This window comes from [Pseudopropionibacterium] massiliense (assembly GCF_900607225.1).
Lineage (GTDB): Bacteria > Actinomycetota > Actinomycetes > Propionibacteriales > Propionibacteriaceae > Arachnia > Arachnia massiliensis.
The window spans coordinates 2,134,681-2,158,559 of the sequence record NZ_LR027842.1 but is presented as its reverse complement, the minus strand read 5'-3'; the positions used below and the strand labels follow the sequence as shown (position 1 = coordinate 2,158,559).

At 66.4% G+C, this 23,879-nt stretch carries 22 protein-coding genes and 2 tRNA genes; 14 read left to right on the top strand and 10 right to left on the bottom strand.

Going from position 1 to position 23,879, the window contains the following annotated elements; translation table 11 throughout:
- Nucleotides 1-40 precede the first annotated feature (40 nt).
- The 6 genes from E0E39_RS09650 to E0E39_RS09625 form a co-directional block, all read right to left on the bottom strand.
- Nucleotides 41-1,060, bottom strand: coding sequence for a zinc-dependent alcohol dehydrogenase family protein (locus E0E39_RS09650; RefSeq protein WP_130874546.1), 1,020 nt, complete (start codon nt 1,058-1,060; stop codon nt 41-43).
- A 167-nt stretch (nt 1,061-1,227) separates the two neighbouring features.
- Nucleotides 1,228-1,962, bottom strand: coding sequence for an SDR family NAD(P)-dependent oxidoreductase (locus E0E39_RS09645; RefSeq protein ID WP_130874545.1), 735 nt, complete (start codon nt 1,960-1,962; stop codon nt 1,228-1,230).
- Nucleotides 1,963-1,976: 14 nt separating this feature from the next.
- Nucleotides 1,977-2,576, bottom strand: coding sequence for a cyclophilin-like fold protein (locus tag E0E39_RS09640; RefSeq protein ID WP_130874544.1), 600 nt, complete (start codon nt 2,574-2,576; stop codon nt 1,977-1,979).
- Nucleotides 2,577-2,585: 9 nt separating this feature from the next.
- A complete protein-coding gene (locus tag E0E39_RS09635; RefSeq protein WP_130874543.1) occupies nt 2,586-3,476 on the bottom strand; it encodes an alpha/beta hydrolase in 891 nt (296 codons plus the stop codon).
- Between the two features lie 169 nt (nt 3,477-3,645).
- Nucleotides 3,646-4,764 carry a glycoside hydrolase family 183 protein gene (locus E0E39_RS09630; RefSeq protein WP_130874542.1) on the bottom strand — a complete coding sequence of 373 codons (1,119 nt, stop codon included), beginning with the start codon at nt 4,762-4,764 and terminating at the stop codon, nt 3,646-3,648.
- 185 nt (nt 4,765-4,949) lie between these two features.
- Nucleotides 4,950-5,025, bottom strand: a tRNA-His gene (locus tag E0E39_RS09625).
- 285 nt (nt 5,026-5,310) lie between these two features.
- On the opposite strand from E0E39_RS09625, the gene E0E39_RS09620 reads away from it, so the two are divergent.
- The 4 genes from E0E39_RS09620 (at nt 5,311) to E0E39_RS09605 (ending at nt 8,226) form a co-directional block, all read left to right on the top strand.
- The gene (locus E0E39_RS09620; protein WP_130874541.1) at nt 5,311-5,766 is read left to right on the top strand and encodes a YbaB/EbfC family nucleoid-associated protein; all 456 of its coding nucleotides are present in this window, start codon (nt 5,311-5,313) and stop codon (nt 5,764-5,766) included.
- Nucleotides 5,763-6,074, top strand: a complete 312-nt coding sequence (locus tag E0E39_RS09615) for a hypothetical protein (protein ID WP_130874540.1) — start codon at nt 5,763-5,765, stop codon at nt 6,072-6,074. Before E0E39_RS09620 ends, E0E39_RS09615 begins: the two co-directional genes overlap by 4 nt.
- A 107-nt stretch (nt 6,075-6,181) precedes the next feature.
- Nucleotides 6,182-7,573 (top strand): hypothetical protein, encoded by a 1,392-nt coding sequence (locus tag E0E39_RS09610; RefSeq protein ID WP_130874539.1) that lies wholly within the window; start codon nt 6,182-6,184, stop codon nt 7,571-7,573.
- A gap of 29 nt (nt 7,574-7,602) precedes the next feature.
- On the top strand, nt 7,603-8,226 hold the full coding sequence (locus E0E39_RS09605; protein WP_130874538.1) for a hypothetical protein: 624 nt from the start codon (nt 7,603-7,605) through the stop codon (nt 8,224-8,226).
- Between the two features lie 82 nt (nt 8,227-8,308).
- Here E0E39_RS09605 and E0E39_RS09600 read toward each other — a convergent pair whose 3' ends face one another.
- Nucleotides 8,309-8,629 carry a hypothetical protein gene (locus tag E0E39_RS09600; RefSeq protein WP_130874537.1) on the bottom strand — a complete coding sequence of 107 codons (321 nt, stop codon included), beginning with the start codon at nt 8,627-8,629 and terminating at the stop codon, nt 8,309-8,311.
- A 115-nt stretch (nt 8,630-8,744) separates the two neighbouring features.
- On the opposite strand from E0E39_RS09600, the gene E0E39_RS09595 reads away from it, so the two are divergent.
- Complete coding sequence (locus E0E39_RS09595) at nt 8,745-10,058, top strand: amidase family protein (RefSeq protein ID WP_165444719.1); 1,314 nt, start codon at nt 8,745-8,747, stop codon at nt 10,056-10,058.
- Here the strand turns inward: E0E39_RS09595 and orn are convergent.
- The gene (gene orn, locus E0E39_RS09590) at nt 10,052-10,687 is read right to left on the bottom strand and encodes an oligoribonuclease (protein WP_130874535.1); all 636 of its coding nucleotides are present in this window, start codon (nt 10,685-10,687) and stop codon (nt 10,052-10,054) included. The two genes, E0E39_RS09595 and orn, sit on opposite strands and share 7 nt — an antisense overlap.
- 131 nt (nt 10,688-10,818) lie before the next feature.
- Between orn and E0E39_RS09585 the strand changes: the two genes are divergently transcribed.
- The 6 genes from E0E39_RS09585 (at nt 10,819) to uvrC (ending at nt 19,156) form a co-directional block, all read left to right on the top strand.
- Nucleotides 10,819-10,894, top strand: a tRNA-Arg gene (locus E0E39_RS09585).
- A gap of 18 nt (nt 10,895-10,912) precedes the next feature.
- Nucleotides 10,913-12,190, top strand: coding sequence for a PrsW family intramembrane metalloprotease (locus E0E39_RS09580; RefSeq protein WP_130874534.1), 1,278 nt, complete (start codon nt 10,913-10,915; stop codon nt 12,188-12,190).
- A 24-nt stretch (nt 12,191-12,214) separates the two neighbouring features.
- The gene (locus E0E39_RS09575; RefSeq protein WP_130874533.1) at nt 12,215-13,936 is read left to right on the top strand and encodes a GTPase; all 1,722 of its coding nucleotides are present in this window, start codon (nt 12,215-12,217) and stop codon (nt 13,934-13,936) included.
- The gene (locus tag E0E39_RS09570) at nt 13,936-15,492 is read left to right on the top strand and encodes a YfjP family GTPase (protein ID WP_130874532.1); all 1,557 of its coding nucleotides are present in this window, start codon (nt 13,936-13,938) and stop codon (nt 15,490-15,492) included. The genes E0E39_RS09575 and E0E39_RS09570 overlap by 1 nt, the downstream gene beginning before the upstream one ends.
- A gap of 39 nt (nt 15,493-15,531) precedes the next feature.
- The gene (gene ettA / locus E0E39_RS09565; RefSeq protein ID WP_130874531.1) at nt 15,532-17,214 is read left to right on the top strand and encodes an energy-dependent translational throttle protein EttA; all 1,683 of its coding nucleotides are present in this window, start codon (nt 15,532-15,534) and stop codon (nt 17,212-17,214) included.
- A gap of 4 nt (nt 17,215-17,218) precedes the next feature.
- Nucleotides 17,219-19,156 carry an excinuclease ABC subunit UvrC gene (uvrC, locus tag E0E39_RS09560; protein ID WP_130874530.1) on the top strand — a complete coding sequence of 646 codons (1,938 nt, stop codon included), beginning with the start codon at nt 17,219-17,221 and terminating at the stop codon, nt 19,154-19,156.
- Between the two features lie 18 nt (nt 19,157-19,174).
- Here uvrC and E0E39_RS09555 read toward each other — a convergent pair whose 3' ends face one another.
- Together E0E39_RS09555 and E0E39_RS09550 are read right to left on the bottom strand one after the other, a co-directional pair.
- Nucleotides 19,175-20,545 carry an anaerobic C4-dicarboxylate transporter gene (locus E0E39_RS09555; protein ID WP_130874529.1) on the bottom strand — a complete coding sequence of 457 codons (1,371 nt, stop codon included), beginning with the start codon at nt 20,543-20,545 and terminating at the stop codon, nt 19,175-19,177.
- Between the two features lie 54 nt (nt 20,546-20,599).
- Nucleotides 20,600-21,793 (bottom strand): MFS transporter, encoded by a 1,194-nt coding sequence (locus E0E39_RS09550; RefSeq protein WP_130874528.1) that lies wholly within the window; start codon nt 21,791-21,793, stop codon nt 20,600-20,602.
- 126 nt (nt 21,794-21,919) lie between these two features.
- On the opposite strand from E0E39_RS09550, the gene E0E39_RS09545 reads away from it, so the two are divergent.
- The 3 genes from E0E39_RS09545 to E0E39_RS09535 are packed head-to-tail and all read left to right on the top strand — an operon-like array spanning nt 21,920 to nt 23,810.
- Nucleotides 21,920-22,495, top strand: a complete 576-nt coding sequence (locus E0E39_RS09545; protein ID WP_130874527.1) for a biotin transporter BioY — start codon at nt 21,920-21,922, stop codon at nt 22,493-22,495.
- Nucleotides 22,492-23,190 carry an energy-coupling factor ABC transporter ATP-binding protein gene (locus E0E39_RS09540; protein ID WP_130874526.1) on the top strand — a complete coding sequence of 233 codons (699 nt, stop codon included), beginning with the start codon at nt 22,492-22,494 and terminating at the stop codon, nt 23,188-23,190. Before E0E39_RS09545 ends, E0E39_RS09540 begins: the two co-directional genes overlap by 4 nt.
- Nucleotides 23,187-23,810, top strand: a complete 624-nt coding sequence (locus E0E39_RS09535) for a CbiQ family ECF transporter T component (protein WP_130874525.1) — start codon at nt 23,187-23,189, stop codon at nt 23,808-23,810. The genes E0E39_RS09540 and E0E39_RS09535 overlap by 4 nt, the downstream gene beginning before the upstream one ends.
- Nucleotides 23,811-23,879: the final 69 nt, after the last annotated feature.

Here is a 23,879-nt window from a genome sequence, read left to right as displayed (position 1 = left end):
GGCCTTTCCCCGGTGCCCGGGGAAAGGCCATTCAGCATGGTCACGGCTCGAGCAGCACCTTGATGGCGCGGCGCTCGTCCATGGCCTTGTAACCCTCGGGAGCCTCATCGAGGGGAATCCGCTGGTCGAAAACCCTTCCGGGGTTGATCTTCCCGGCCAGGATGCGATCGATCAGATCCGGCAGGAAACGCCGCACGGGAGCAGGCCCGCCGTGCAGGTGCACCTCGGCGCCGAACAACAGACCGCCCGGCAGGTTGACGTCGTGGGAGACCCCGACGAAACCGACGTGCCCACCCGGGCGGCAGGACCCGATGGCCTGTTCCATGGACTGCTGGGTGCCAACCGCCTCGACGACGCTGTGCGCGCCCAGCCCATTGGTGAGGTCCTTCACGCGGGAGACACCCTCCTCACCACGTTCCTCGACGATGTCGGTGGCTCCGAACTCCTTGGCCAGTTCCTGGCGCTGCGGGTTGCGGGACATCGCGATGATCCGCTCGGCCCCCAGTTCCCTGGCCGCGAGGATGGCCAGGAGACCGACCGCGCCGTCACCCACGACCGCGACGGTCCTGCCCGGTCCGGCCTCCGCGGCGACGGCCCCGAACCAGCCCGTGCCGAGTACGTCGGAGGCGGCCAGCAGCGAGGCCAGCACATCGGGGTCCCCGGGACGTCCGCCCGGCACGACGACGAGGGTACCGTCGGCCTGCGGGATGCGGACGAACTCCGCCTGGGTGCCGCTGACGAACCCGCCGTTGACGCAGCGGGACTGGTAGCCGGAATCGCAGATCTCGCAGGTGTTGTCCGAGATGCAGAAGGATCCGACCACGAAATCACCCGGTTTCACCGTGGTCACGTCCGAACCGACCTTCACCACGGTGCCGACGTACTCGTGTCCCATGGCGCGGTTCTCGGCCTTGTCATGCCCCCGGTAGGGCCACAGGTCCGAGCCGCAGATGCATGCGGCGGCAAGCTCGATTATCGCGTCGGTGGGTTCGATGATCTCGGGACGGTCCACCTCGGTGACGACCACGTCGCCCGGTGCCCGCATGATGGTTGCTCGCATGATGCCTCCTCGGTGGCGAACTGCGCAGGATGTGTGTGTCACCCATTATCTCCCTGCGACGGGAAAAGCTGCTGGGGCGTTCTGAAACTTTCCTGCATGGCGCCGAGGCGTGATTGCCGAGTGTTTCGTGGGGTGCTCGACGCCATCATTTCGCGCCGCGCGACGAATCAACCGGGTGGGAAACCGATCCCGGTGTGGACCTCCAGGGTCCGGATGAGTTCTGCCTGGAACTCCGGTTCCAGGGTGGCCGGGTGCGGTGGCCGGCTTCGGCGATGGTGCCAGTAGGCCCCGGTCCGGGGTCGTAGCGCGTTTTCCGGAACGGTTGCGAGCCATTCCTGTGTGCGATGCCCCTCGGTCAGGTCGTCGGGTGCGGACGGGCCTCCCATTCTGGTGGGAACCCATCCGGGATCCACCGCGTGCACCAGAACGCTCGGCCAGCGGCGCGCGACGGCCATCGCGAACGTGGTCACGAACAACTTGCTGTCGCTGTAACCGCTGTTCCGTGTACCCGAGATCTTCTCCGCGACGCGCAGGGGCGATCCGGAGCGGTGCATGGAACTGGAAACGACGATCACACGCCCCGGCGGGCCCATCAGGGATGTGAGCACGAACGGCGCCACGACGTTCACGGCCATCAGATCGCACCCCTCGGAGACACCCGCATTGTGTATGACGGCCTCCAGCGGGGCGTGTAGTTCCGCCTGCGCGGCCACCCACCGGGTCTCCTCGGGGTCTGCCAGATCGCCCCAGACGGTGGCATGCATCAGCGACAGGGTGGTGTCATCCTTGATCCGTTCCGGGTTGCGGGCATGCAGGACAACCTCGTTCCCCGCACGGGCGAGTGATGTGGCGGTGAGCAGGCCGAGACCGGAGGACGCTCCGGTGACGAGGACACGGGCCATGATGGGATCGACTCTCAGCCGGCTCGTTCGATGGTGACGGGTTTCGCCTGCTCCCAGCCGGCGAGCGAGGCCGGGTCGCCCTCGATCCGGCCGAGCCGCATGATGCCGTCGAAACGTCCCACGTCCCTGTAGTACAGCACCAAGGCCTGTTCGGGTGCGTAGTACCCGATGGTTCCGGCGGGGGCGCTCTCCCTACGGGGCATCCCGTCGGTCGTCAGGGGCTGCGGGAGTCTGGTCTGCACCTCCTGTCCTCCGTAATCGGTGAACTCCTGGTGCAGCGGCAGCTGGTCCAGCAACGAACGGGCGGCGGGATTGTCGGAGAGCCTGGCTGTGAGGGACCGGCCGTTCAGGGTGATCGATATCGTGGTTTCGCTCACGGTTTCTCCCGGGCTCTGCTGGGCGGGTGTGGTCGCTGGGGTGCTGACCGGTGAGGTGTCCTGGGGTGGGTTGGATGCGTTGGAACAGGCCGACAGGAGGAGGCCGATCGCTACAGTCGACGTGGCGATTCGCCGGAAGAACCTCGGTTCTTCCTCCTGGCCGTTTTCCCCGGCCTCCCCCCGGAACCGGAGCGGCGACGAGAGAAATCGCGGCGCCTCGGAGGCGTTGAGGGGCATCACGACATGCTACCCGGGCTGGAAAGCCTCATCCAGGAACCGGTTCACCCGGGCGATGTATCCGGGACGGTCGACGAAGTAGCCGCCGCAGTGGTCTGCGCCCTCGAAGGCGACGAGCTCGACCTCGCCCGGACCGGCCGCTGCCACCAGCTGCTGGGCGTGTTCGTAGGGGATGAGCCGGTCCTTGGTGCCGTGCAGCAGCAGGACCGGGCGTGGCGGCAGCGAACCCATGGCGTCGACGGGACGCACCTGTCCGAACGCGTAGCCGTAGAAGAATCGGTTCACCAGGTCGGCCACCGGCAGTAGAAGACCTCCGGGAAGTCGGTAACGCCTGTAGTTCGCGGCGATCACGCCCTCCATGGTCGCGAACGGGGAATCGAGCACGAGGGCTTCGATGCGCGGGTCGTGGGCAGCCGTGAGGATGGCGGTTGAGGCGCCCATGGAGAATGCCATCACCGCGATCCGCGCCCCGGGGCGGAATCGGGCCGCCCAGTCCAGCGCGGCGGTCAGGTCGGCCTGTTCGTAGTGGGCCAGGGACTGCCTGCCGTCCCCGGAGTCGCCGTTGCCACGGAAATCGAAGAGCAGGACGTTGTGACCTGCTCGCCACAGACCGGGACCGATTCCCAGCATGTCGGCCTTGTTGCTCCGGTGACCGTGGCAGCAGATCACCACGCTCCGGGCGCCGGGGTTGTCCAGCCACCAACCCGCCAACGACACCCCGTCGGAGGTGGTGAATGAGACCTCCTCGGTCGGTGTCCCCACCTCGAAGGGGGTGAACGTGTACGGCGGCCAGGGACGTCTCGGGGCGTTCAGCGTCCAGGCCGTGTATCCGGCGACGGCTCCCATGGCCAGGCCGACGGCGGCAGTGATCCAGCGCCCGGTTCTTGTCAGTCGTCCCATGGCTCCTCGTCCTCACGTCATCCCGCTGGCCCGGGCACGTCCGCGCGGATGTCGACGTGCCCGGGTCCTGGCCATGTTCTCAGAATCGGGACATGCCCTGCTAACCATCCACCTGGTGGTCCGGGAATGAAGTCGGGGCGGGTGGAGATGCGCCGCGGAAATCACACCGTCAAAGCGTTCCCCGGTACTGCTCGATGTGATATGCTGTGGACGCGCCGGCGGGGGTTCGTGACCAGCGTGACACGATGAGATGCAGTTTCCCCAGACCACGGGTGGACCACGGATGGATGAAACCACCGTAGAGATTCGCGTTGGTCACACCATAAATTTGGATTTTCGGGCTGCTCCACACGCCGTCAGGGCGGTCGGCGGTGCGGGTGACGAGCCGGTTGCGGGCATAGTCCATGTAGGCCATCGCCCATGTCCCGTCGCGGAGTTTCCTGACCGACGGCTCCCCGAACTGCTCCTCGAGGATCGGCGTGCACGGGCGACCCCAGCCCCAGTCCCTTCCGTTCCAACCCCATCCCTCGTACTCGTCGGGCCAGAACATGCGTTCCCACCTCACGCGTCGCAACATCATGGGGCCGTGCTGCCGTCCGGCACGCACCGAGAAGACGTAGACGTACTCGCCGTCGCGCTGCATGGTCCACATCTGGAAGGGGTCCTTGTTGTCAGCGGAGTTGTTCCATCGCAGATTGGTGCGCTGGAAGTCGTTTCCGTTGTCGGAGTAGGCCAGTCCTGCGAAGCCGGATTTGAAAATGCCGTCGGCGCCTCGGTCGTCCCAGTTCTCCATGCTCATGAAGGACACCAGCTGCCGGCCCGTCTCCGGGAAGGAGATTCCGTCGTTGGGTATGACGGTGAGCTCGCGGGTTCCCCCGACCACCCCTCCGTGGGCGTTGTACATCAGTTCCGGCGCGCGGCCGTTTCCCGCCACCTTGGCGGCGCTGTCGAAGACGATTCCCTCGGCGGAACCGGGATCGGAGGCTGATCGGAGCATCACCGGGGATCGGTGGTCGTCCCCGCCTTCCGGCCACGGCCCACCGAACGTGTCGCCCAGCAGATAGCCGATCGAGCCGTTCTCGAGAACGTAAGGGATGCCGAGATCTGTTCCCGCGACCCGCCAGTTGGTCGCGGTGTACATGTCGGCTCCGGTCAGGCGTTTCCTGGGGAAGGCCAATCCCGAGGCCGATGTCTCCGAGGCGATGCCGGGGACGAGTGAGGATGCACCTGCCAGGGCGGTACTGCCGAGGGCGACTCGTCCAAAACTACGGCGATTCAAGGAAACCATGCGATTCTCCGATCAGGTCGAGGGGTGGGCTCGAGACCCGTAACTGGAGGATACAGTACTGTATTGAGAGTTGTGCGTCGCTGTCCCGGGCAGGGCGTAGGTGTCTTGGAATCCATGTCGATGCGTCGGGCTGTGGGTCGGGGGCTTCCTGGGTCTCTGCTGCTCACGGTGCATTCCGCCCGCCATGGGGTGAGTAACGGGATTCGAACCCGCGACATCCTGGACCACAACCAGGTGCTCTACCAACTGAGCTATACCCACCAAGGATCGCCAACAACCGGCGACTGACAAACGATAGCGTATCGGTGAACCCCTTGGGAAATCCGAGGGCTCCTCCTGTCGCAGGGGTGAGGAGGCCCGTGTGATCCCCAGGGGTGGGCTCCCGCCAGGGCTTCGTGGCGTCCGGGGTGGGGAGTCCGGCGGCGTGAGCATTCAGAGGGTTGTACTCGGGGCGATGAACCCGACGGGTGTTACGCTGCCCGTGCTTACCGTGACCCGCGGAGCGCTTCGGCTGGTTCCTTGGCGAGAGTGTGTTGGAGGATCGTGATGGATGAGGTGCAGGGTGCTGTTGATCAGGCCGCAGCGGCCGCGAAGGCCCGCTTCGAGGCCATGGCCCGCAAGGCGCTGGAGCGGGGCGAGCGAGATCGTGAATTGGCTGCCAGGGTGCAGGCGATGACCGCGACGGTGATCTCGCGGGGGAAAGAGGTGACAGTCACCGTTGACCACGGAGGGCGTGTGACCGATATGCGGATCTCGGATCGGGGGGTGGGACTGTCGGCGCAGGAGCTCTCACGCGTGGCGCTGGAGACGATCAGACGGGCCGGACAGGAAGTGGCGAGGTCCGTCGGGGAGGCCGTCCGTGAGTCCTGGGGAAATGACAGCCCTGAGACTGCTCGGACGCTTTCCTCCTATGACGTGTTCGGCACGCCCTCCGGCGGTGATGTCGGTGACTCCTCCGGCAACGACGGCAGGCAGCCGTGGAACATCGGGAGAAGATCGTGACCGACATCGACATCTCCCCCCAGAGCTGGGGCGAACAGAGCGCAGGGTTGCGTGACAGTGGCTCCACCGTTGCGGAAATCGGTGATGCCGCATCGAACACGATGTCAGGAAATCCTTACGGCGTTCTTCTCACGCCGCTTTTCCAGCCCAGATATGTAGAGCTCAGCAGCGATTTCAAGACCACGAACTCCACCCTTGGGCAAGTTCTCGAGGCTACGGCGCAGGCCTTGGATGACAGCGCTGCCGATTTCCGTGAGACGGAAATGGCGCTTAAGGATGAATTCGACAAGCTGATGAACAGCATCTGAAAGCGGGGTGTGACATGGGACTGCTTGAGACTGAGAACAATCCCCGGGGTCTTGCCTTTGTGGCTGGTGGCCAAGGGCGTTGGCAGGATGCGGCGAAGATTGGTCCGGTGGGGGACATCCTCGATTTCGTGGACGAGACCAAGAACGACGGATGGATGGGCGAGTTCGCCGCCGTTGCATCGCTCGGGGCCAATGTCGTCTCGGCCGCGTTCAATCCGATCGCGACGGTCACCGGCTGGGTGGCTTCGTGGATCATTGATCACATTCATCCCCTCCAGGACTGGCTGCAGGAGTTCACCGGGGACCCGGAGGAGATCGATGCGGGCGCCTCGACCTGGCACAACATCGCCCAGGCCGCCCAGCAGGAGGCGGGGAACCTCGAGTCGCTGCTCGGGAAGATCGAGGGACAGGTTTCAATCACCTTGGACGCCTACAGGGCGCGGGTTGGTCAGCTCAAACAGGTTTTCGAGGCGCAGCAGGCTGCTGCGGAGCAGATAGCAGGAGTGCTGCAGCGGCAGGCGGGCATCGTCAGTTTCATCTACAGCATGATCCGTGACATGATCGCCGAAGCACTGGGAATGTTCGCGCAATCCGTGGCTGAGGAAGTTTTCACTCTCGGTCTCGCGACCCCTGCCGTGGCCGCCCAGATCTCGACCTGGGTGGGTGAAAAAGTTGCCAAGATCACCAAGTGGGTGAACAAGGCGATCGATGCATTCGCCAAGCTGAGCAAGATCACCGCCAAACTTGTCCAGGCCCTTCGCAAGCTGACGGAATGGGGCGGCAAGCTGTTGAAGGTCCTGGGGAAACCCGGAGAGTGGAAGGAGAAGGCGATCAAGGGGGCCGGCAGGCGTGTCGGGGAGAAGCTCGCTGACAAACTCCCCGAATCCATGGTTGCCTCAAGGAGAGTGGCCAATATTGAGAACACTCTCAGGCAGATGAAAAAAGTCAAGAACAAGGATGCTCTCCAAGGGCTGGAGAGTCAGTTGCCGGAAAGTTTCACAAGAACTCCGAATGTTCCGGACCCGCCAGAAGGAAAAATCAGGATCCCTCCCGATGCGACCCAGGACATCATTCGCGCTGGGGGGCCGGAAAAATTGAAAGAGGTTTTCGAGCGTTACGAGATTGCGGACAAACCTGTTGATCTGGCAGGATGGTCGCGTTCCCTCACTGAGGATCAGAGAGCAATTTTCTCCCGCAGCCTCTCGGGCAGGGAGGCGGAAAGATTCCTGCTCCGACGCATGAACAGGGATGAGCAGGTGGATTTCTTCAGTTCCCTCCCCGAGGCCCAGGAGCGTGACAGGCTCATGAGGCATGCGGGTTACGTCGCGGATCCTGAGAGCGGGCGCCGGGTCGAGGGGGTTCCCGACTGGGAGAACTATGAACAGGGTCGTGACTTCCTCGATGGCACGGCCGGGCCGCGGGCGTCCAGCGCTTCGAAAGCCGCAAAGGCCGTCGATGCCTACACCCGAGATGAAACTTACAGGCCTCCTCAGAACTGAATGCGCCTCCTGGGTCAGGGAGCGGTAATATGACTCGGCTGATTGATGCACTGTCAGTGCGAGTTCTGCCTATCGGTGCGTTCCTGTATGTGATTTTTCTGGCAGTGTGGAATGTCTTCTTCCATGTTCCCTTTGGGGAGCTGGCCATGTGGACTGTGGTGCTCGAGAGTGTTGGGTTGTTTCTTGTGGGGTTTGCGTGTCTGGGGCCGGGGTGGATGTGGCTGACGCGTTCCTATCCTCGTTATGCGAAGCTCAGGAACAGGATGTACAAGGCGCCGCGGTTCGGTGGGTTTGTGGCTCTTGTGCTCCTGCTTCTGGGGGTGTGGGCCTTGGTGGCTGGGATTCAGCGCAGTGTGAATATCGTGGGAGATTTGCTTTCAGGGCCTGAGAGAATTGACCGAGTTGTGTGTACCCATTTCGCCCAGGAGATCAACATTTCCGGTAGGGGTCGTTCTCGCGGTGCTTCCATGGAGGTCCAATACACGGATGGTGTGAGTGAGAGGATACAGTTCACCACCGCACCGAGGGGGACTTGGGGCAAGGGGAAGGGTGCGGAGATCGAGCAGCTGTGCTGGTCTGGTGTTCCCTTCACCCTGTGGCGTTGGCCACGAACCGGTGTGATCGCCGACATCGCTTCGGGCGACGAGGAATGATCTGTCTTCTTTTCTTGACGAACGTCGGGTGTGGCGGAGTTCTCGAACTCCGCCACACCCGACGTTCTGGGTTTTCCTCGAATCAGAAATTCGCTCCGAGGGCCACCGCCAGGGTCTTCGCCCTGGCGGCCTCCTCGTGTCTGGACTGGCGCTCGAGCGAACGGACCAGGATCGTGTGCGCGTAGGCGTTGGTGGGCCGCGAGGAGATCAGCTGCCGGGCCAGGCGTTCCGCCTCGGTCAGGTAGGCGGCCTTGAAATTGGCCAGGGCCAGCAACTCGATGGTCTCCTCGGTCTGGCTGGGCTTCGTCTCGTTCTCCAGCACGACGTGCAGCTCGACGATGGCCTCACGGAACCGGCGTTCGTCGATGTGGCGTCGTGCGGTGAGCAGGCGCTCGTAGCTCATGGCGTGCCTCCTTCGTCGGGTCTCGCTCCCAACAACACCCCGGTCGCCGTCGTTATTCCAAGGAGGCCGGCCGTCCCCTTGGCGCCTGTTCCCCGGGCGTGCGAGGATGACCGGCATGGATCTTCTCGACGTCGGAGCCGCTGACCTGGGCCGTCGACTCAGTGGTGGGGAGTCAACGGTCGAGGACCACATCGAGCGCGTACTGGAACGCATCAACAGACGCGACCCGGGGCTGAACGCGTTCTCCCAGCTGAACCCCGGGGCGTTGTCGCGAGCCCGGGAGCTCGACGCCGCACCGGCGTGGGAACGGGAAGAACTACCGCTGTTCGGGGTCCCGGTGGCCGTGAAGGAGGAAATCGATGTGGCGGGGCTCGTCACCACCCTCGGAGGTCGCGGAAACACGATTCCCGCGGCGGCCGACTCGGAGGTGGTGGCCCGGCTGCGAGCCGCGGGGGCGGTCATCGTCGGCAAGACCACCATGCCCGAGTTCGGGCAGGTGCCCTTCACGGAGGGGGAATGGGGCGCCACCCACAACTCCTGCGATCCGGCCCGCAGCCCCGGTGGCTCGTCCGGGGGATCCGCGGTGGCGGTGGCCTCCGGAATGGTTCCGCTGGCCCTCGGCGGTGACGCCGGCGGTTCCATCCGCATCCCCGCCGCCTGGAACGGCGTGTTCGGTATCAAACCCAGCCGCGGGCGGGTCAGCACGGCCCCTCACCCCAACCTGTGGCACAGGCTCGGCACCTACGGGCCCCTGGCCCGCAGCATCGAGGACCTCCGGCTGGCGATGGCCGTCACGGCACCCGGGGAACCCGGTCCGGGGCCGGGCAGGGCACTCCGGGTGGGATGGAGCCTCGCCTCCTGTCTGCCGGGCGTCAAACCCGATCCCCAGCTGGCCCGGGCCGTCGCGCGGGCGGCCGACAGACTGGCGGAGGAAGGCCACGAGGTCACCCGGGGATCGATCCGCTGGGCGGAGACCCCGCTCACGTTCATGGTGCAGTTCCACCTCGGGGTGCTCGACGAGGTGCGCAGACTGGAACATCCCGAGCGCATCGAGAAACGCTCGAGGCGGATAGCGGCGATCGCCCGCATGCTGCCGCCGGGGGCGCTGCGGTGGGCGGAGCGCAGCACGACCCGGGTGGAGCGGGCCATGGAGAGGATCTTCCGGCGGATCGACGTGCTGCTCACCCCCGTGACCCCCATGCTGCCGCCGCCGATCCGGCCCGTGCACCGGATGGGCTACCTCGCGGCGCAGCGGGTTTCGGCGAAGGTCATCGCCTACACCTCGTACTGGAACCTCGCCGGCCACCCGGCCCTCAGCGTGCCCGTCGGAATCAGCTCGGAGGGGCTTCCCTTGGCGGTTCAGGTGATCGGCCGGCAAGGTGAGGACGATCTCGTCCTGGAGGTCGGGGAGCGGCTGACCCGCTACTGAACGGACCCGGCCCGCGGGTCGGCCAGTCCCGTGAGGCTGCCGCGGTGGCGGGCCGCGATCTGCTTGGCCTGGTTCGTGGTGGGGCCGGGAGCGGCGACGAACATCGCCTCGCGGTAGTAGCGCAGCTCCTCGATGGATTCCTGGATGTCGGCCAGCGCCCGGTGGTTCCCCTGCTTGGCGGGGGCCTGGTACAGCACCCGCGGGAACCAGCGTCGCGCCAGCTCCTTCAGTGAGGAGACGTCCACGTTGCGGTAGTGGACGTGGGCCTCCAGCTCGGGCATGTCCCGGGCCAGGAACGCGCGATCCGTCCCGATGGTGTTGCCCGCCAAGGGTGCTTTGCGGGCAGCGGGCACGAATTCCCGGACATAGCCGAGGACCGTCCGGGTGGCCTCCTCCATCGTGGTGCCGCCGGCCAGGGCGTCCAGGAGCCCCGATCGGGTGTGCATCTCGCGTACGAAATCGTTCATGCCTGTCAGCTGCTCGTCACTGGGTTTGATCAGCACGTCGACGCCCTCGCCCAGCACGTTCAGGTCCTTGTCCGTGACGAGCACCGCCACCTCTATCAGCGCGTCGCGCTCCAGATCCAGCCCGGTCATCTCGCAGTCAATCCACACCAGTTCATCGCTCACCGGCCCAGAGTATTGCCCGGACCTTGCGCCGTGCACAGCAAGATCCGGTCAAGATGCGTAGAATCTGCGGTCAGGAGATCCCGAACGCGTGGGATGCCATGGCAGTGGCTCCTCGCGGGAAGGGCCTCCGGGCCCCAGTAGCTCAGTGGATAGAGCAACAGCCTTCTAATCTGTAGTGCGCAGGTTCGAGTCCTGCCTGGGGCGCCAAGTACCCTGTAGAGCATCATGACTCAGGTTGTAGATCGGCAACGCTGGCTCTCGGGCCTGCCCCCCGCCTCCCAACGTCCGTGGTGGCAACGCATGCTGCGAAGCCCATTGTTCTGGATCACCCTCGTGCTGGTTCCGTTCTTCATGTACAACCTGGTCGACCAGTACCAGTTGTTGAACCCCGACCGAACCTATCCCGACGGGACGGTGGCCCTCGGACTGAACAACGAATCCCTGCGGATGGCGGCCTACTGGGCCATGTGGACGGCTCTGGTGTACACGATCCTGTTCATCTGGCTGGACCGGTTCCGCCCCCAGAAACCGCTCATCTGGTTCCTGTCTTTCGGGTGGGGGGCATGCACGGCGACGTGGGCGAGCATCTACATCAACTCGTGGGCGGGGCAGATGATGCAGACCACCAGCGCGGATGCCGACTCCGGCACCCGGCCCGCGATCTTCATCGCCCCGTTCGTCGAGGAGGCCACGAAGGCCACCGTCCTGTTCCTGCTGGTCGTCTTCTACCGGAACCGTTTCATCTCCCGGATCAACGTCGTCTCCCTGGCCGGGCTGTCCGCAATCGGGTTCGCCTTCGTGGAGAACATCATCTACTACGCCCGCGTCATCGTGTTCGCGACCAACCACATCGAGGTGGGGGACCCGGAGCAGGTGGTGCTCAAGTTGGTCATGCTCCGGGGGGTCTACACGTCCTTCGGGCACCCGATCTTCACGATGATGACGGCCCTCGGAATCGCCGTCGCCCTCGGGGCCCGCAGCAAGTGGGTGCGGGTGACGGCTCCGCTCGCGGGTTTCCTGCTCGCGGCCGGGGGACACATGCTCTTCAACGGTGTTTCCAGCCTCAACCCGGCGGACGGCCTCACGAACCAGTGGTACATGGCCCTCGGTTTCGTGGCCGTGATGGTCCTCTTCCTGGTGGCGAGCGTCGTGGGGGAGACCCGTGTGCTGCGGCACCGTTTCATCGACCTCAGGCAGGGCGGCTGGCTCGAGGACCAGGACGTGGTCGTCTACTCCAGCCCGTTCCGGCGCATCAAGCTGCACCTGGCCGGAATCTGCCGGGGCCCGAGGGTGTGGTGGCGGACCGCGAGGTTCATGCGTCTGATCACCGAACTGGCCCACACCCGGGAGCAGACCACCCGCGGCACCGTCGGCCCCGGCTCCGATCACCGTACCCATGAACTGGTGCACCAGGTCGAGGAACTACGCCCCGATGCGCTCACCGATACCCGGGGGCTTACCATCATTCCCAGACGCCGTCCCCGAGGCGACGTCATCGTCTAGCCGCTCTTCCCGATCCCCCATTTCATGAAAAATCCTCTGGCCGATGCCCTGACCGGGCTGTTCCTGGTCCTGCCCAACATCCGCTTTCCCATCCCCCTGGACGGTGCCGACGACCTGGCGGCACGGGTCAGGGCGGCGAACCGTCAGGTGGAGGACTACCTCCTACCCAGGGCACGCCGCCTGGACGCCCCGCTGCTGGCCGTGGTCGGGGGGTCAACCGGGGCGGGCAAATCCACCATCGTGAACTCCTTGCTGGGGAAGGTCGTGACCCGGACAGGAGTGCGGCGCCCCACGACCACCGTCCCCACACTGATCTGTAACCAGCAGGACCGGGACTGGTTCCGATCGGGGGCCGTGCTTCCCGAGCTCACCCGGACCGATCACGAGACCGGGGGGCCGCGAGCTCTGCGCGTCATCACCACTGATTCGCTGCCCGCGGGCATGGCTCTTCTGGATGCTCCCGACATCGACTCGATCGATGATGACAACCGGATGCTCTCCCGGCAGCTCTTGGCGGCAGCCGATCTGTGGTTGTTCGTGACGACCGCCACCCGGTACGCGGACGCCGTCGCCTGGGAGCTGTTGGGGGCTGCTGCGGCGCGTGACACGGCCATCGCCCTGGTGCTCAATCGCTGTCCGCGGGTTTCCGTGCCGGATCTGCGTTCCCATCTGGGACAGCTCCTCGCCGCGCGTGGGATCCGGCTTCGTGGGCTGTTCAGCGTTCCTGAGCGGGAGGACCGGGACGAGGGAATCCTGCCACCGGAGCTGGTCGCGGAACTGGACCAGTGGCTCGGCGGGATCGCCAGGAGCCGCAGGGAACGTCACGCCGTCGCGGTCCAGACCTTGGCAGGGACGGTCCGGGGACTGGACACGGAGCTGCGGTACCTGGCTGACGGGAGCCGCAGCCAGCTTGCCGCCGTCGCCCAGTTGCGGGATTCCGCGGAGGTGGAATTCCGTTTGGCGATGGAGGAGATCAATCGCGCCACGGCGGACGGATCCATGCTCCGCGGAGAGGTCCTCAGCCGGTGGCAGGACATGGTCGGCACGGGGGACCTGATGCGCGGCATCGAGGAACGGATCGCCGCCGCCCGTGACCGCCTCGCCGAGTGGTTCACCGGGCGGAAACGGGTCGAGCCCGTCGAGGCCGCCATCTCCGAGGGGCTCGTCGCGCTGATCGTCGAACACGGAACCGCCGCCTGCCAGCGCGCGGCTAGCCACTGGTCGCTGACCCCGTGGGGGCAGGCGCTGGTGGCCGGTGACCGGGATCCGCTCAGCAGACCCGATCCCTCCTTCACCGCCGAGGCGGAGCGACTCGTCAAGACCTGGCGGGACGACATCCTCGCCATCGTCGAACAGGAGGGCCGCTCCAGGAGACGTACCGCCCGTTTCCTGGCCCTCGGCACGAATGCCATCGGGGTGTCCCTGGTGGTCACCGTATTTGCCGCCACGGGGGGATTGACCACCGCGGAGATGGGGATCGCGGGAGGCTCCGCGGTGCTCGCCCAACGATTCCTGGAAGGGGTTTTCGGGGATGACGCAGTCAGGCGTCTCGCGGCCCGCGCCCGGGCGGAGCTGGACAAACGGATCTCGGCGCTGCTCGGGTCCCAGTTCGCCCGGTTCGACGCCCGGCTGGATCAGCTGGGCGTCGAGGCCAGCCTCCCCGACCGCCTGGTCCGCGCCGCCGACGAGTTGAAACTGGCCAGCGCGGAGGCCTTCGAGGCGCTGACCAGGCCGGAGGGTTACTGATGCGCTCCAGGCTGAACTGCCTGACCGAGCTGATCGATGTTACGCAGGGGCGTGTGCCGGATGAGCTGACGGGGCGCGCCGTCGAGGTTCTGGAGCGAGCCGGCCAACGCCTCCGCTGGGGGCAACAGACCGTCGTGGCGCTCGCCGGGTCGACCGGATCCGGCAAGTCGTCGCTGATGAACGCGTTGGTGGGGTCGAACGTCTCGGAGGCGGGGGTGCTCCGCCCCACCACGGCCGAAACCCTGGCTGTCAGTGTCGGGAAAACCAACACCGATCTTCTGGACTGGCTCCGGGTCGGGAACCGTCAAGAGATCCCGCACGGGCAGGACGGCTTCGAGGGACTGGTACTGCTGGACCTGCCCGATCACGACTCCATGGTGTCCTCCCATCGTGCCGAGGTGGACCGGATGATACCCGTCGTCGACCAGTTCATCTGGGTACTGGACCCCCAGAAGTACGCAGACGCGGCGGTGCACCACGGCTACCTGAGGCCGCTTTCCCGGCACGGCGAGGTGATGGCGGTGGTCCTGAACCAGGTGGACCGGATACGCGCCGCCGACCTGGACGACTGCCTGGCGCACCTGGAGCAGCTTCTCGACTCCGATGGCCTGGAAGGCGTACCGCTGTTCGCCACCAGCATCGCCACCGGATTCGGGCTCGACGCGCTGCGGGAACACCTGGCCGATGTCGTCGCGGGGAAACGCGCCGCCAGGACCAGATTGTCCGTGGACCTGGAGCGGCTGGCCGAGCAGTTCGAGGCGGCCTGCCCGACCGGGCCGGAGAAGCCCTCCGGGGAGGACGTCGAGGTGTTGGAGGCCGGGCTGGCCGAGGTCGCGGGGGTTTCCCGGATGATCGAGGTGGCTGCGGAAACCATCCGGTACCGCGGCGTGCTGGCGACAGGGTGGCCGATGACCAGATGGATGCACCGGCTGCGTCCCGACCCGTTGAAACGGCTCCGCACCGGGTTTCCGGGGACGGCGGGGGATGGTTTCGCCCCCGACCGTGGACCGGTGACCATGGCCCGGCTCAGGATCGCGCTGCGGCAGTTCTCCGACGCGGTCGGCAACGGCCTGGGGGAGGATTGGCAACGGGCCCTGGGTGCGGCGTGCCAACGCGATCGTGATCTCCTGCCGGACCTGCTCGCCGACGCGGTCGAGGTGACGGATCTGGGGCTCTCCAGGATTCCGGGCTGGTGGCGCGTGGTCCGGGTGATCCAGTGGTTCCTGATGGCCGCCGTGATGCTGGGTCTCGGCTGGCTGCTGGTGAACCTGATGCTCATCTGGATCGGCCTCCCACCCCCGGCGGTTCCCGGCGACGAGGGAGGGATGAATGTGCCGGCGCTGCTCATCATCGGAGGGGCCGGTGGTGGGCTGTCGTTCTCGTTCCTGGCGAGAGGGTTCGTGGCGGCCGGGGAACGTTCCGGGATCCGGCGGGTCGCGCGAAGGTTGCGCGCCGCGGTCGGGAAGGTGGGGCTGGAACACGTCGTGAACCCGCTGACGGCCGAACTGGAGCGCCTGGCCGAGGCCGGCCGACTGATACGGGATCTTCGGACATAGCTGGCATACTGGCCAGCGGTCACGATTGAAGGGATGTTGATGGCGGAGTTCATCTACACGATGCAGAAGGTCCGCAAGACGGCGGGCGACAAGTTGATCCTCGACGACGTCACGCTGGCTTTCTTCCCCGGCGCTAAGATCGGCGTCGTGGGTCCCAACGGCGCGGGCAAGTCGACGCTGCTGAAGGTGATGGCGGGACTGGAACAACCGAACAACGGGGAGGCGAACCTCGCCAAGGGCGCCACCGTCGGCATCCTTCTGCAGGAACCGCCGCTGACGGAGGGCAGGACGGTCCAGGAGAACGTCGAGGAGGCCGTGGCCGACATCAAGGCGAAGATGAAACGCTTCGACGAGATAGGCATGGAGATGGCCGAACCCGACGCGGACTTCGACTCCCTGATGGCCGAGATGGGCAATCTCCAGACGGAACTCGACGCCCACAACGCCTGGGACATCGACGCCCGGTTGGAGCAGGCCATGGACGCCCTCCAGTGCCCCCCGCCGGACACCGTCGTCGACGTCCTGTCCGGGGGTGAGCGGCGTCGCGTCGCGTTGTGCAAGCTCCTGCTCCAGCAACCCGACCTGCTGCTGCTCGACGAGCCGACCAACCACCTCGACGCCGAATCCGTGAACTGGCTCGAGGGGCACCTCAAGTCCTATCCGGGGGCGGTGCTGGCCGTCACCCACGACCGCTACTTCCTGGACAACGTCGCCGAGTGGATCTGCGAGGTCGACCGCGGGAAGCTGCACCCCTACGAGGGCAACTACTCCACCTACCTGGAGACCAAACGGCAGCGCCTCCAGATCGAGGGCAAGAAGGACGCCAAGCGCGCCAAGATCCTGGAGAAGGAACTCGAATGGGTCCGCTCCTCCCCGAAGGCCCGGCAGGCCAAGAACAAGGCCCGCCTGCAGCGTTACGAGGAGCTCGCGGCCGAGGCGGAACGGTTCCGCAAGATCGACACCGCCGAGATCAACATCCCGCCCGGCCCGCGGCTGGGTTCGGTCGTGCTGGAGGTCAGCGGCCTCACCAAGGGTTTCGGCGACCGGGTGCTGATCAAGGACCTGTCATTCTCGCTGCCCCGCGCCGGGATCGTCGGGATCATCGGTCCCAACGGCGTCGGCAAGACCACCCTGTTCAAGACCATCACCGGCCAGGAGGAGGCGGAAACCGGGACCGTGAAGGTCGGTGACACGGTCTCGTTCAGCTACGTGGACCAGAACCGCGCCGGCATCAACGCGGAGGAGAACGTGTGGCAGGTGGTCTCCGACGGCCTCGACCACATCAAGGTGGCGAACTTCGAGATGCCGTCGCGGGCCTACGTGGCCTCCTTCGGGTTCAAGGGCCCCGACCAGCAGAAGAAGGCCGGGGTGCTCTCCGGTGGGGAGCGCAACCGCCTCAACCTGGCACTGACCCTCAAACAGGGCGGCAACGTGCTGCTGCTCGACGAACCCACCAACGACCTCGACGTGGAGACCCTCTCCAGCCTCGAGGACGCGCTGCTGGAGTTCCCGGGCTGCGCCGTCGTGATCTCCCACGACCGGTGGTTCCTGGACCGGGTGGCCACCCACATGCTCGCCTGGGAGGGTGAGGACGAGAACGGTACGCCGCGCTGGTTCTGGTTCGAGGGCAACTTCGCCGACTACGAGGCCAACAAGATCGAACGACTCGGCGCCGAGGCGGCCCGGCCGCACGCTTCCAAGCACCGCCGGCTGACCCGCTGAGGCGATGGCTGACCCGGCCAGCTACCGGCCCAGGCCGGGCAGCATCCCCACGGATCCCGGCGTGTACCGGTTCTTCGACGCCTTCGACAACGTCATCTACGTTGGCAAGGCGAAGAACCTGCGTTCCCGCCTGAACTCCTACTTCGCCGACCCCTCGTCGCTGCATTTCCGCACCCAGACGATGGTCAGGACAGCGGCCAGGGTGGAGTGGACCGTGGTGGCGAACGAGCTGGAGGCGCTCCAACTCGAGTACACCTGGATCCAGCAGTTCGAACCGCGGTTCAACGTCAAGTACCGCGACGACAAGTCCTACCCGTGGCTTGCCGTCACCTGGAACGAGCCCTACCCCCGGGTGTTCGTCGGTCGCGGCGCGAAACGACGCGGCACCCGCTACTTCGGCCCCTTCGGGCAGGCCTGGGCAATCCGGGAAACCGTGGACGCGCTGCTGCGGGTCTTCCCCATGCGGTCCTGCACCGACGGGGTGTTCAAACGGGCCAGGGCGTCGGGGCGCCCCTGCCTGCTGGGGGACATCGGGAAATGCTCGGCCCCGTGCGTGGGGAGGGTAGGCCCGGAGGAGCACCGGGAGATCGCGGACGGTTTCTGCCGTTTCATGGCGGGCGAGTCGGATCGCATCGTCCAGGAGCTGGAACGCGAGATGTTCGAGGCCTCCGCCGGCCTGAACTTCGAACGGGCCGCGGTGCTGCGCGACCAGCTGGCGGGGCTTGCGAAGGCCCGGGAACGCAACACGGTGGTGCTGCCGGAGACCACCAGGGCCGACGTGGTGGGTCTCGCCGACGACGGCCAGCAGGTGGCGGTGCAGATCTTCCACATCCGCGGCGGCCGGATCACGGGGGAGCGCGGTTGGATCGCCGACCGCTCCGACGACCGCGACCTGGCCGAGCTGCTGGAACCCTTCCTGCTCCAGCTCTACACCGACGAGAACCCGCCGCCCCCGCTGATCCTCAGCTCCGTGCCCGCCGAACCGGAGCTGGTCTCCCTGCTGGAGGGGATGCGCGGCGCACGGGTGGAGGTGCGGGTCCCGGTCCGCGGCGACAAACGCACCCTCCTGGAGACCGTGCTGCGCAACGCCGAACTGTCCCTGCAGCAGCAGGCCGCCAAACGGGCCTCGGACCTGACCACCCGGAACCGTGCGCTCGAGGAGATCGCCGATGCCCTGGGCCTGGCGGAACCACCCCTGCGCATCGAGTGCTTCGACATCTCGCACACCCAGGGCACCGAGGTCGTCGGCTCCATGGTCGTCTTCGAGGACGGTCTGGCCCGCAAATCCGACTACCGGCGGTTCGTCATCAAGAGCTTCGAGGGATCCAACGACGTCGCAGCCATGGACGAGGTGCTGAGCAGGCGCCTCGGCAGGCTGCTGGACGAACGCGGCCGCGAAGAGCACGAATCCGGGCCACTGCTGGTGGACCCCACCACGGGCGCCCCCCGCAAGTTCTCCTACGCGCCCGCACTGATCGTCGTCGACGGTGGTGCCCCGCAGGTGGCCGCGGCCGCGCGGGTGCTGGGGGAACTCGGCCTGGCAGGGGAGATCGCCCTGTGCGGACTGGCCAAACGCCTGGAGGAGGTGTGGCTGCCGGGCGAGGAATACCCCGTGATCCTGCCCCGCGCGTCCGAGGGGCTGTACCTGCTGCAGCGGGTCCGTGACGAGGCCCACCGGTTCGCGATCACCCATCACCGGGGCAGGCGCAGCAAGTCGATGCTGTCGTCGGCCCTGGACGCGGTGCCCGGGCTGGGGGAGATGCGCCGCAAGGCGCTGATCTCCCACTTCGGGTCGCTGAAGAAGCTGCGCGGAGCCACACCGGAGGAAATCGCGGCAGTCCCGGGGATCGGCCCCAAAGTGGCAGCGGCCGTCCACGAGGCCGTCTCCGGCACGGGCGGCGAGGCGATCAACCTGGCCACTGGAGAGGTCACACCCACGTGAGGCCGTCGGTCCGCGGGGTCATCGCAGCAGCAGGTGCGCCAATCCGCTCCCGACCAGGCAGGACGTGATGACGCAGATGAACCCGGGGATCAGGAACGAGTGGTTGATGATGAACTTGCCGATGCGCGTCGTCCCGGACCGGTCGAAACCGATCGCCGCCAGGTCCGACGGGTAGGTCGGCAGCACGAAATAACCGTAGGCCGCCCCGAAGAATCCCACGATCGTCACCGGATCGACCCCGAGCCTCAGACCGACGGGCACGAAGGCCGTGACCGCTGCCGCCTGGCTGTTGACCAATTTGGACACCAGGAACAGGGTGACCGCGTAGAACACGGGATAGGCCTGCACGATTCCGGCCAGGGAACCCATCAACGAATCCAGGTGGGCGTGGAAGAAGGTCTCCGCCATCCACGCCACCCCGAACACGGAGAAGATCGCCGACATCCCGGCCTTGAACACCGCGCTGTTCGACACCTCGTTCATCCTCACCTTGCAGACCACCATGATCACGGCCCCGGCCACGAGCATCATCATCTGGATCACCAGTGTCATCGACAGGACGCTCGGCTGCCCGCTCGCGTTCGGGAAATGCGGGCGGAGCCCGTCGAAGGCTCCCAGAACCACCACCAGCGCGATGGCGGCGAAGAAAATGCCGACGGCCCAGTACGCCTGCTTGGGGAACACCTTGTCCTGGAGCGTGGCTCCCTCGTCCCCGCCATAGACGTAGGCGCGTTTCTCGGGATCGGATATGAGCTTCTGGAACTCGGGATCCTTGTCCAGGTCCTTGCCCCGGCGAAGACTCCAGAACGCGGCGAGCAGCACGCCGAGGAAGCTGCTGGGGATCGAGACCATGAGGATCTGCGGGATGGAGAACGCCACCCCGGTGATCCCGGCCTCCTTGGCCAGGATCGTGGCCATCGACACCACGGCCACGGAAACCGGTGATGCGGTGATGCCCATCTGCGCCGCCACGGAGGAGACGGCCATCGGGCGTTCGGGCCGGATGTTCTTGCTGAGTGAGATGTCCTCGATGATGGGGAACATCGTGTACACGACGTGCCCCGTGCCACACAGGACGGTCAACAGCCATGTGGTCAGGGGCGCGAGGATGGTGACCCGGGTGGGGTGTTTGCGCAACAGTTTCTCGGCGTACTTCATCATCACGTCGAGACCACCGATGGTCTGGAGCACCGAGGCGCAACCGATGACGGCGAGGATCGTCAGCATGACGTCGATCGGCGGCTCACCCGGAGGCAGCTGGAAGAAGAACACGAGAAGGGCCAGCCCGACACCGCTGATCAGGCCGAGTCCGACACCCCCGTAGTGGGTTCCCAACAGGAGACACCCAAGCACTATGACGACCTGGAGAATGATCAGGAAAGTACCCATTTTGCCGCTCCCACGTTGGATGCCTCGAAGCTGAGGCACAGGCTTTGGGACAGCCTACTCCTCAAATCCTCCGAATGGATCAAGAATGTGTATTTCCCAAATCCGGTTGGGTGTTGCGAAAGCGGCGGTCGCCAGCACCGCCAGGGCACCGACGGCGAGGCTGGCGAGCATCCCACCCCTGCCCCCGCCGAGGGAGTCGATGGCGATACCCGCCAGCGCGGAACCCACCGCGGCGCCGATCAGCTGGCCCGTGGTGATCCAGCCGTAGGCCTCGGCGGTGTCCGCGAAGGGCACGCTGCCGGCTATCACCGACGAGATCGCCGCTATCGAGGGCGCGGTGCCCAGCCCCGCAACGAACAGGGCCAGCGCCAGCCCCCAGAAACCCGACACCAGCACGGCGGCGACCAGCCCGAGAACCATGACCAACAACCGGGCGGGAAGGGACCAGGGGCCGATGGGACGCTGCCCGATCGCCAGTCCACCGATCATGGAGCCGAGGGCCGAGATGGCCAGGACGATCCCGCCGAGCAGCGAACCCTCCCCGAACCAGGCCACCACCGCTGCCTCCATGGCCGCCAGGGAACCGATCAGCAGCAGGGAGGCCAGGGTCATGAGCAGCACCGAGGGGTTCGCCAGCACCTTCCCGAAACGCCCGGTCGCCCTGGGGATCCGCAGGCCCCGGACCGCGGGCACGAGGATGAACAGCATTCCCCCGGCCAGCTGGATGCCTGTGACGACCAGGAGGGCGGTCACCGTACCCAGGTACACCACCAGGGCAGTGATCACCACGGGACCGAGCACCCAGATGATCTCCTGCAGGGCGGCGTCGAGGCTGAACAGGGCGGTGACGAGGTGCTGCGGCACCAGCTTCGGGTAGAGGGTGCGGACGGTGGGTTGGACGGGCGGGATGGTGGCCCCGGCCACCGCGGCCAGCAGCGTCATGGCCCACAACGGGAGCTGGAAGATCACCAGCGGGGTCAGGGATGCCGTGGTCACCAGCAGGCAGGTCAGCAGCACCGGTAGAGTGCCGAACCGGTTGAGCTGCCGGGTGACGACCGGTCCCGCAACCGCCATCCCGATCGAGAACGCCGCCAGCACCGTACCCGCGGAGGTGTAGTTGCCCTGCACGTGCTCGACGTGCATCAGCATGCCGAGGGAGAACATCCCGGCGGGCAGCCTCGCGGCGAGCTGACTGGCCATGACCCTCGCCAACCCCGGGGTTTTCAGCAGTTCGGCAAAGTCGCGCACGGGCGAAGTGTACGGGGACGTGTCGGGGGTTGGCCGCGCAGGTGACCGGGCCGCGACTTGAACACCGTTCAACGCGGGGTGTTGAATGACCCCGTTCCCAATCGTCACACCAAGCAGGAGGCAACAGTGCCCGCATCGGCCCGTTCCTTCCAGGGCAGCGACCTCGCCTACGTGGCCGTGTTCGCCGCCCTCATCGCCGCGCTCTCCATCGTTCCCGGCTTCAGCATCGGCCCCGTTCCCTTCACCCTGCAGACCATCGGCGTCGGCCTGGCGGGCCTGTGTCTGGGACCCTGGCGCGGATTCGCCGCGGTCTTCCTGTACCTCCTGGTCGGGGCAGCCGGGCTTCCCGTCTTCGCCAGAGGGGCAGCCGGGCTGGCCTCCTTCGCCGGCTCGACCGGCGGCTACCTGATCGCCTTCCCCTTCGCCGCGCTGCTGGCCGGATTCATCGCCAGGTTGGCGCTGAGACGAGGGCTGAGCACCATAACCCCGGTGCTCTTCTTCCTGGGACTGCTCGCGGGGCGCTACCTCATCATCCTTCCCCTGGGGGTGGCCGGGATGATGCGGGCCGGTGGGATGGACTTCGGCAAGGCCTTCGGGATCGACATGGGGTTCTGGGTGAGTGATGCCATCAAGAGCGTGGTCGTCGCCGTCCTGGCCTACGCGGTTCACCGGGCCTTCCCGCGCCTGCTGGCCCAGCGGTGATCCGACTCGCCGACGTCGGCCTCGTCATCCCGCCGATCCGCGAGGGGGGCGAGGCCAGGACGCTGCTCGCGGGGATCAACCTGACCCTCGCCGAGCGGCGCATAGCGGTGATCGGTGCCAACGGGTCGGGCAAGTCGACCCTGCTGAGGCTCCTCAACGGCATGCGCAAACCGACCTCCGGCACCGTGAACGTCCAGGGCCACGATGTCGCCGAGGAGCCGCGGAAGGTCCGCCAGCTCGTCGGGTTCATCTTCACCGATCCCCTGGCCCAGTTGCTGATGTCCACCCCGATCGAGGACCTGACCCTCAGCCTTGGGCACCTGCCCAGGAAGGAGCGAGCGGGGTGCGCCCAGCGGATCCTCGACGAGCGGGGCCTGGGGCATCTGGCGCACCAGAGCATCTACGACCTCTCCGGTGGGGAACGTCAGATGGTGGCGCTGGCCAGCGTGCTGGCCGTGCGACCGGAGGTGATAGTGGCCGACGAACCCACCACCCTGCTCGACCTGCGCAACAAACTGGCCCTGCGTCGCACCATTGCGGAGCTGGAACAACAGGTCATCTACTCCACCCACGACATGGACGTGGCGGCCGATGCCGACCGGGTGATCGTCATCGAAGGAGGTCGGGTGGCCGCCGACGGTGAGCCCGATGAGGTCATCGCCTGGTACGAGAGCACCATGGGGTCTCTCGAATGAACGTCCACGCCAGCCTGTTCGGTCTCCACCAGCCGGGGGAGGGGTGGCTGTTCCGGTTCGGGGTGGGCTGGAAATACCTCCTCATGCTTTCACTGAGTCTCCCGGCCCTGATCCTTCAGGCCTGGCCGGTCACCCTCGGGTCGCTGGCACTGACGATTGCGCTGCTGGCCAGTTCCGGGATCGGTCCGGCCCGGATGCTGCGGATCGGGTGGGCGATGTGGTTGATTCTCGGGCTGCTGGCCGCCTACCAGCTCATCGTCTTGAACCCGCGGGCCGCGGTGGTCGTGCCCGGGAACCTGCTGCTGGCCGTCCTCGCCGCGCGTCTGCTGACCCTCACCACCCCGACCCCGGAGCTGATGGAGGCCCTGATCGTGGCTCTGCGGCCGCTTCGGTTCGTTGGTCTCAACCCCGAGCGAATCGCTTTGGCGGTGGCCTTGATGATTCGTTCCATCCCCTACCTGCTGGGTCTGTTCGACGAGGCGAGGGATGCCGCCCGGGCCCGCGGGGCGGAGCGCAACGTGGTGGCGCTCCTCATGCCGATGGTGCTCGGTTCCGTCGCCCATGCGGAACGAACCGGCGAGGCCCTGGCCGCCCGCGGTCTCGGGGAACGTGAGCACTGAGTGACCTCGTCGGGCGGGCGCCGACGGCAACACGGGATGCGGAACGACACAGTTCCTCCGGTGGTGTGG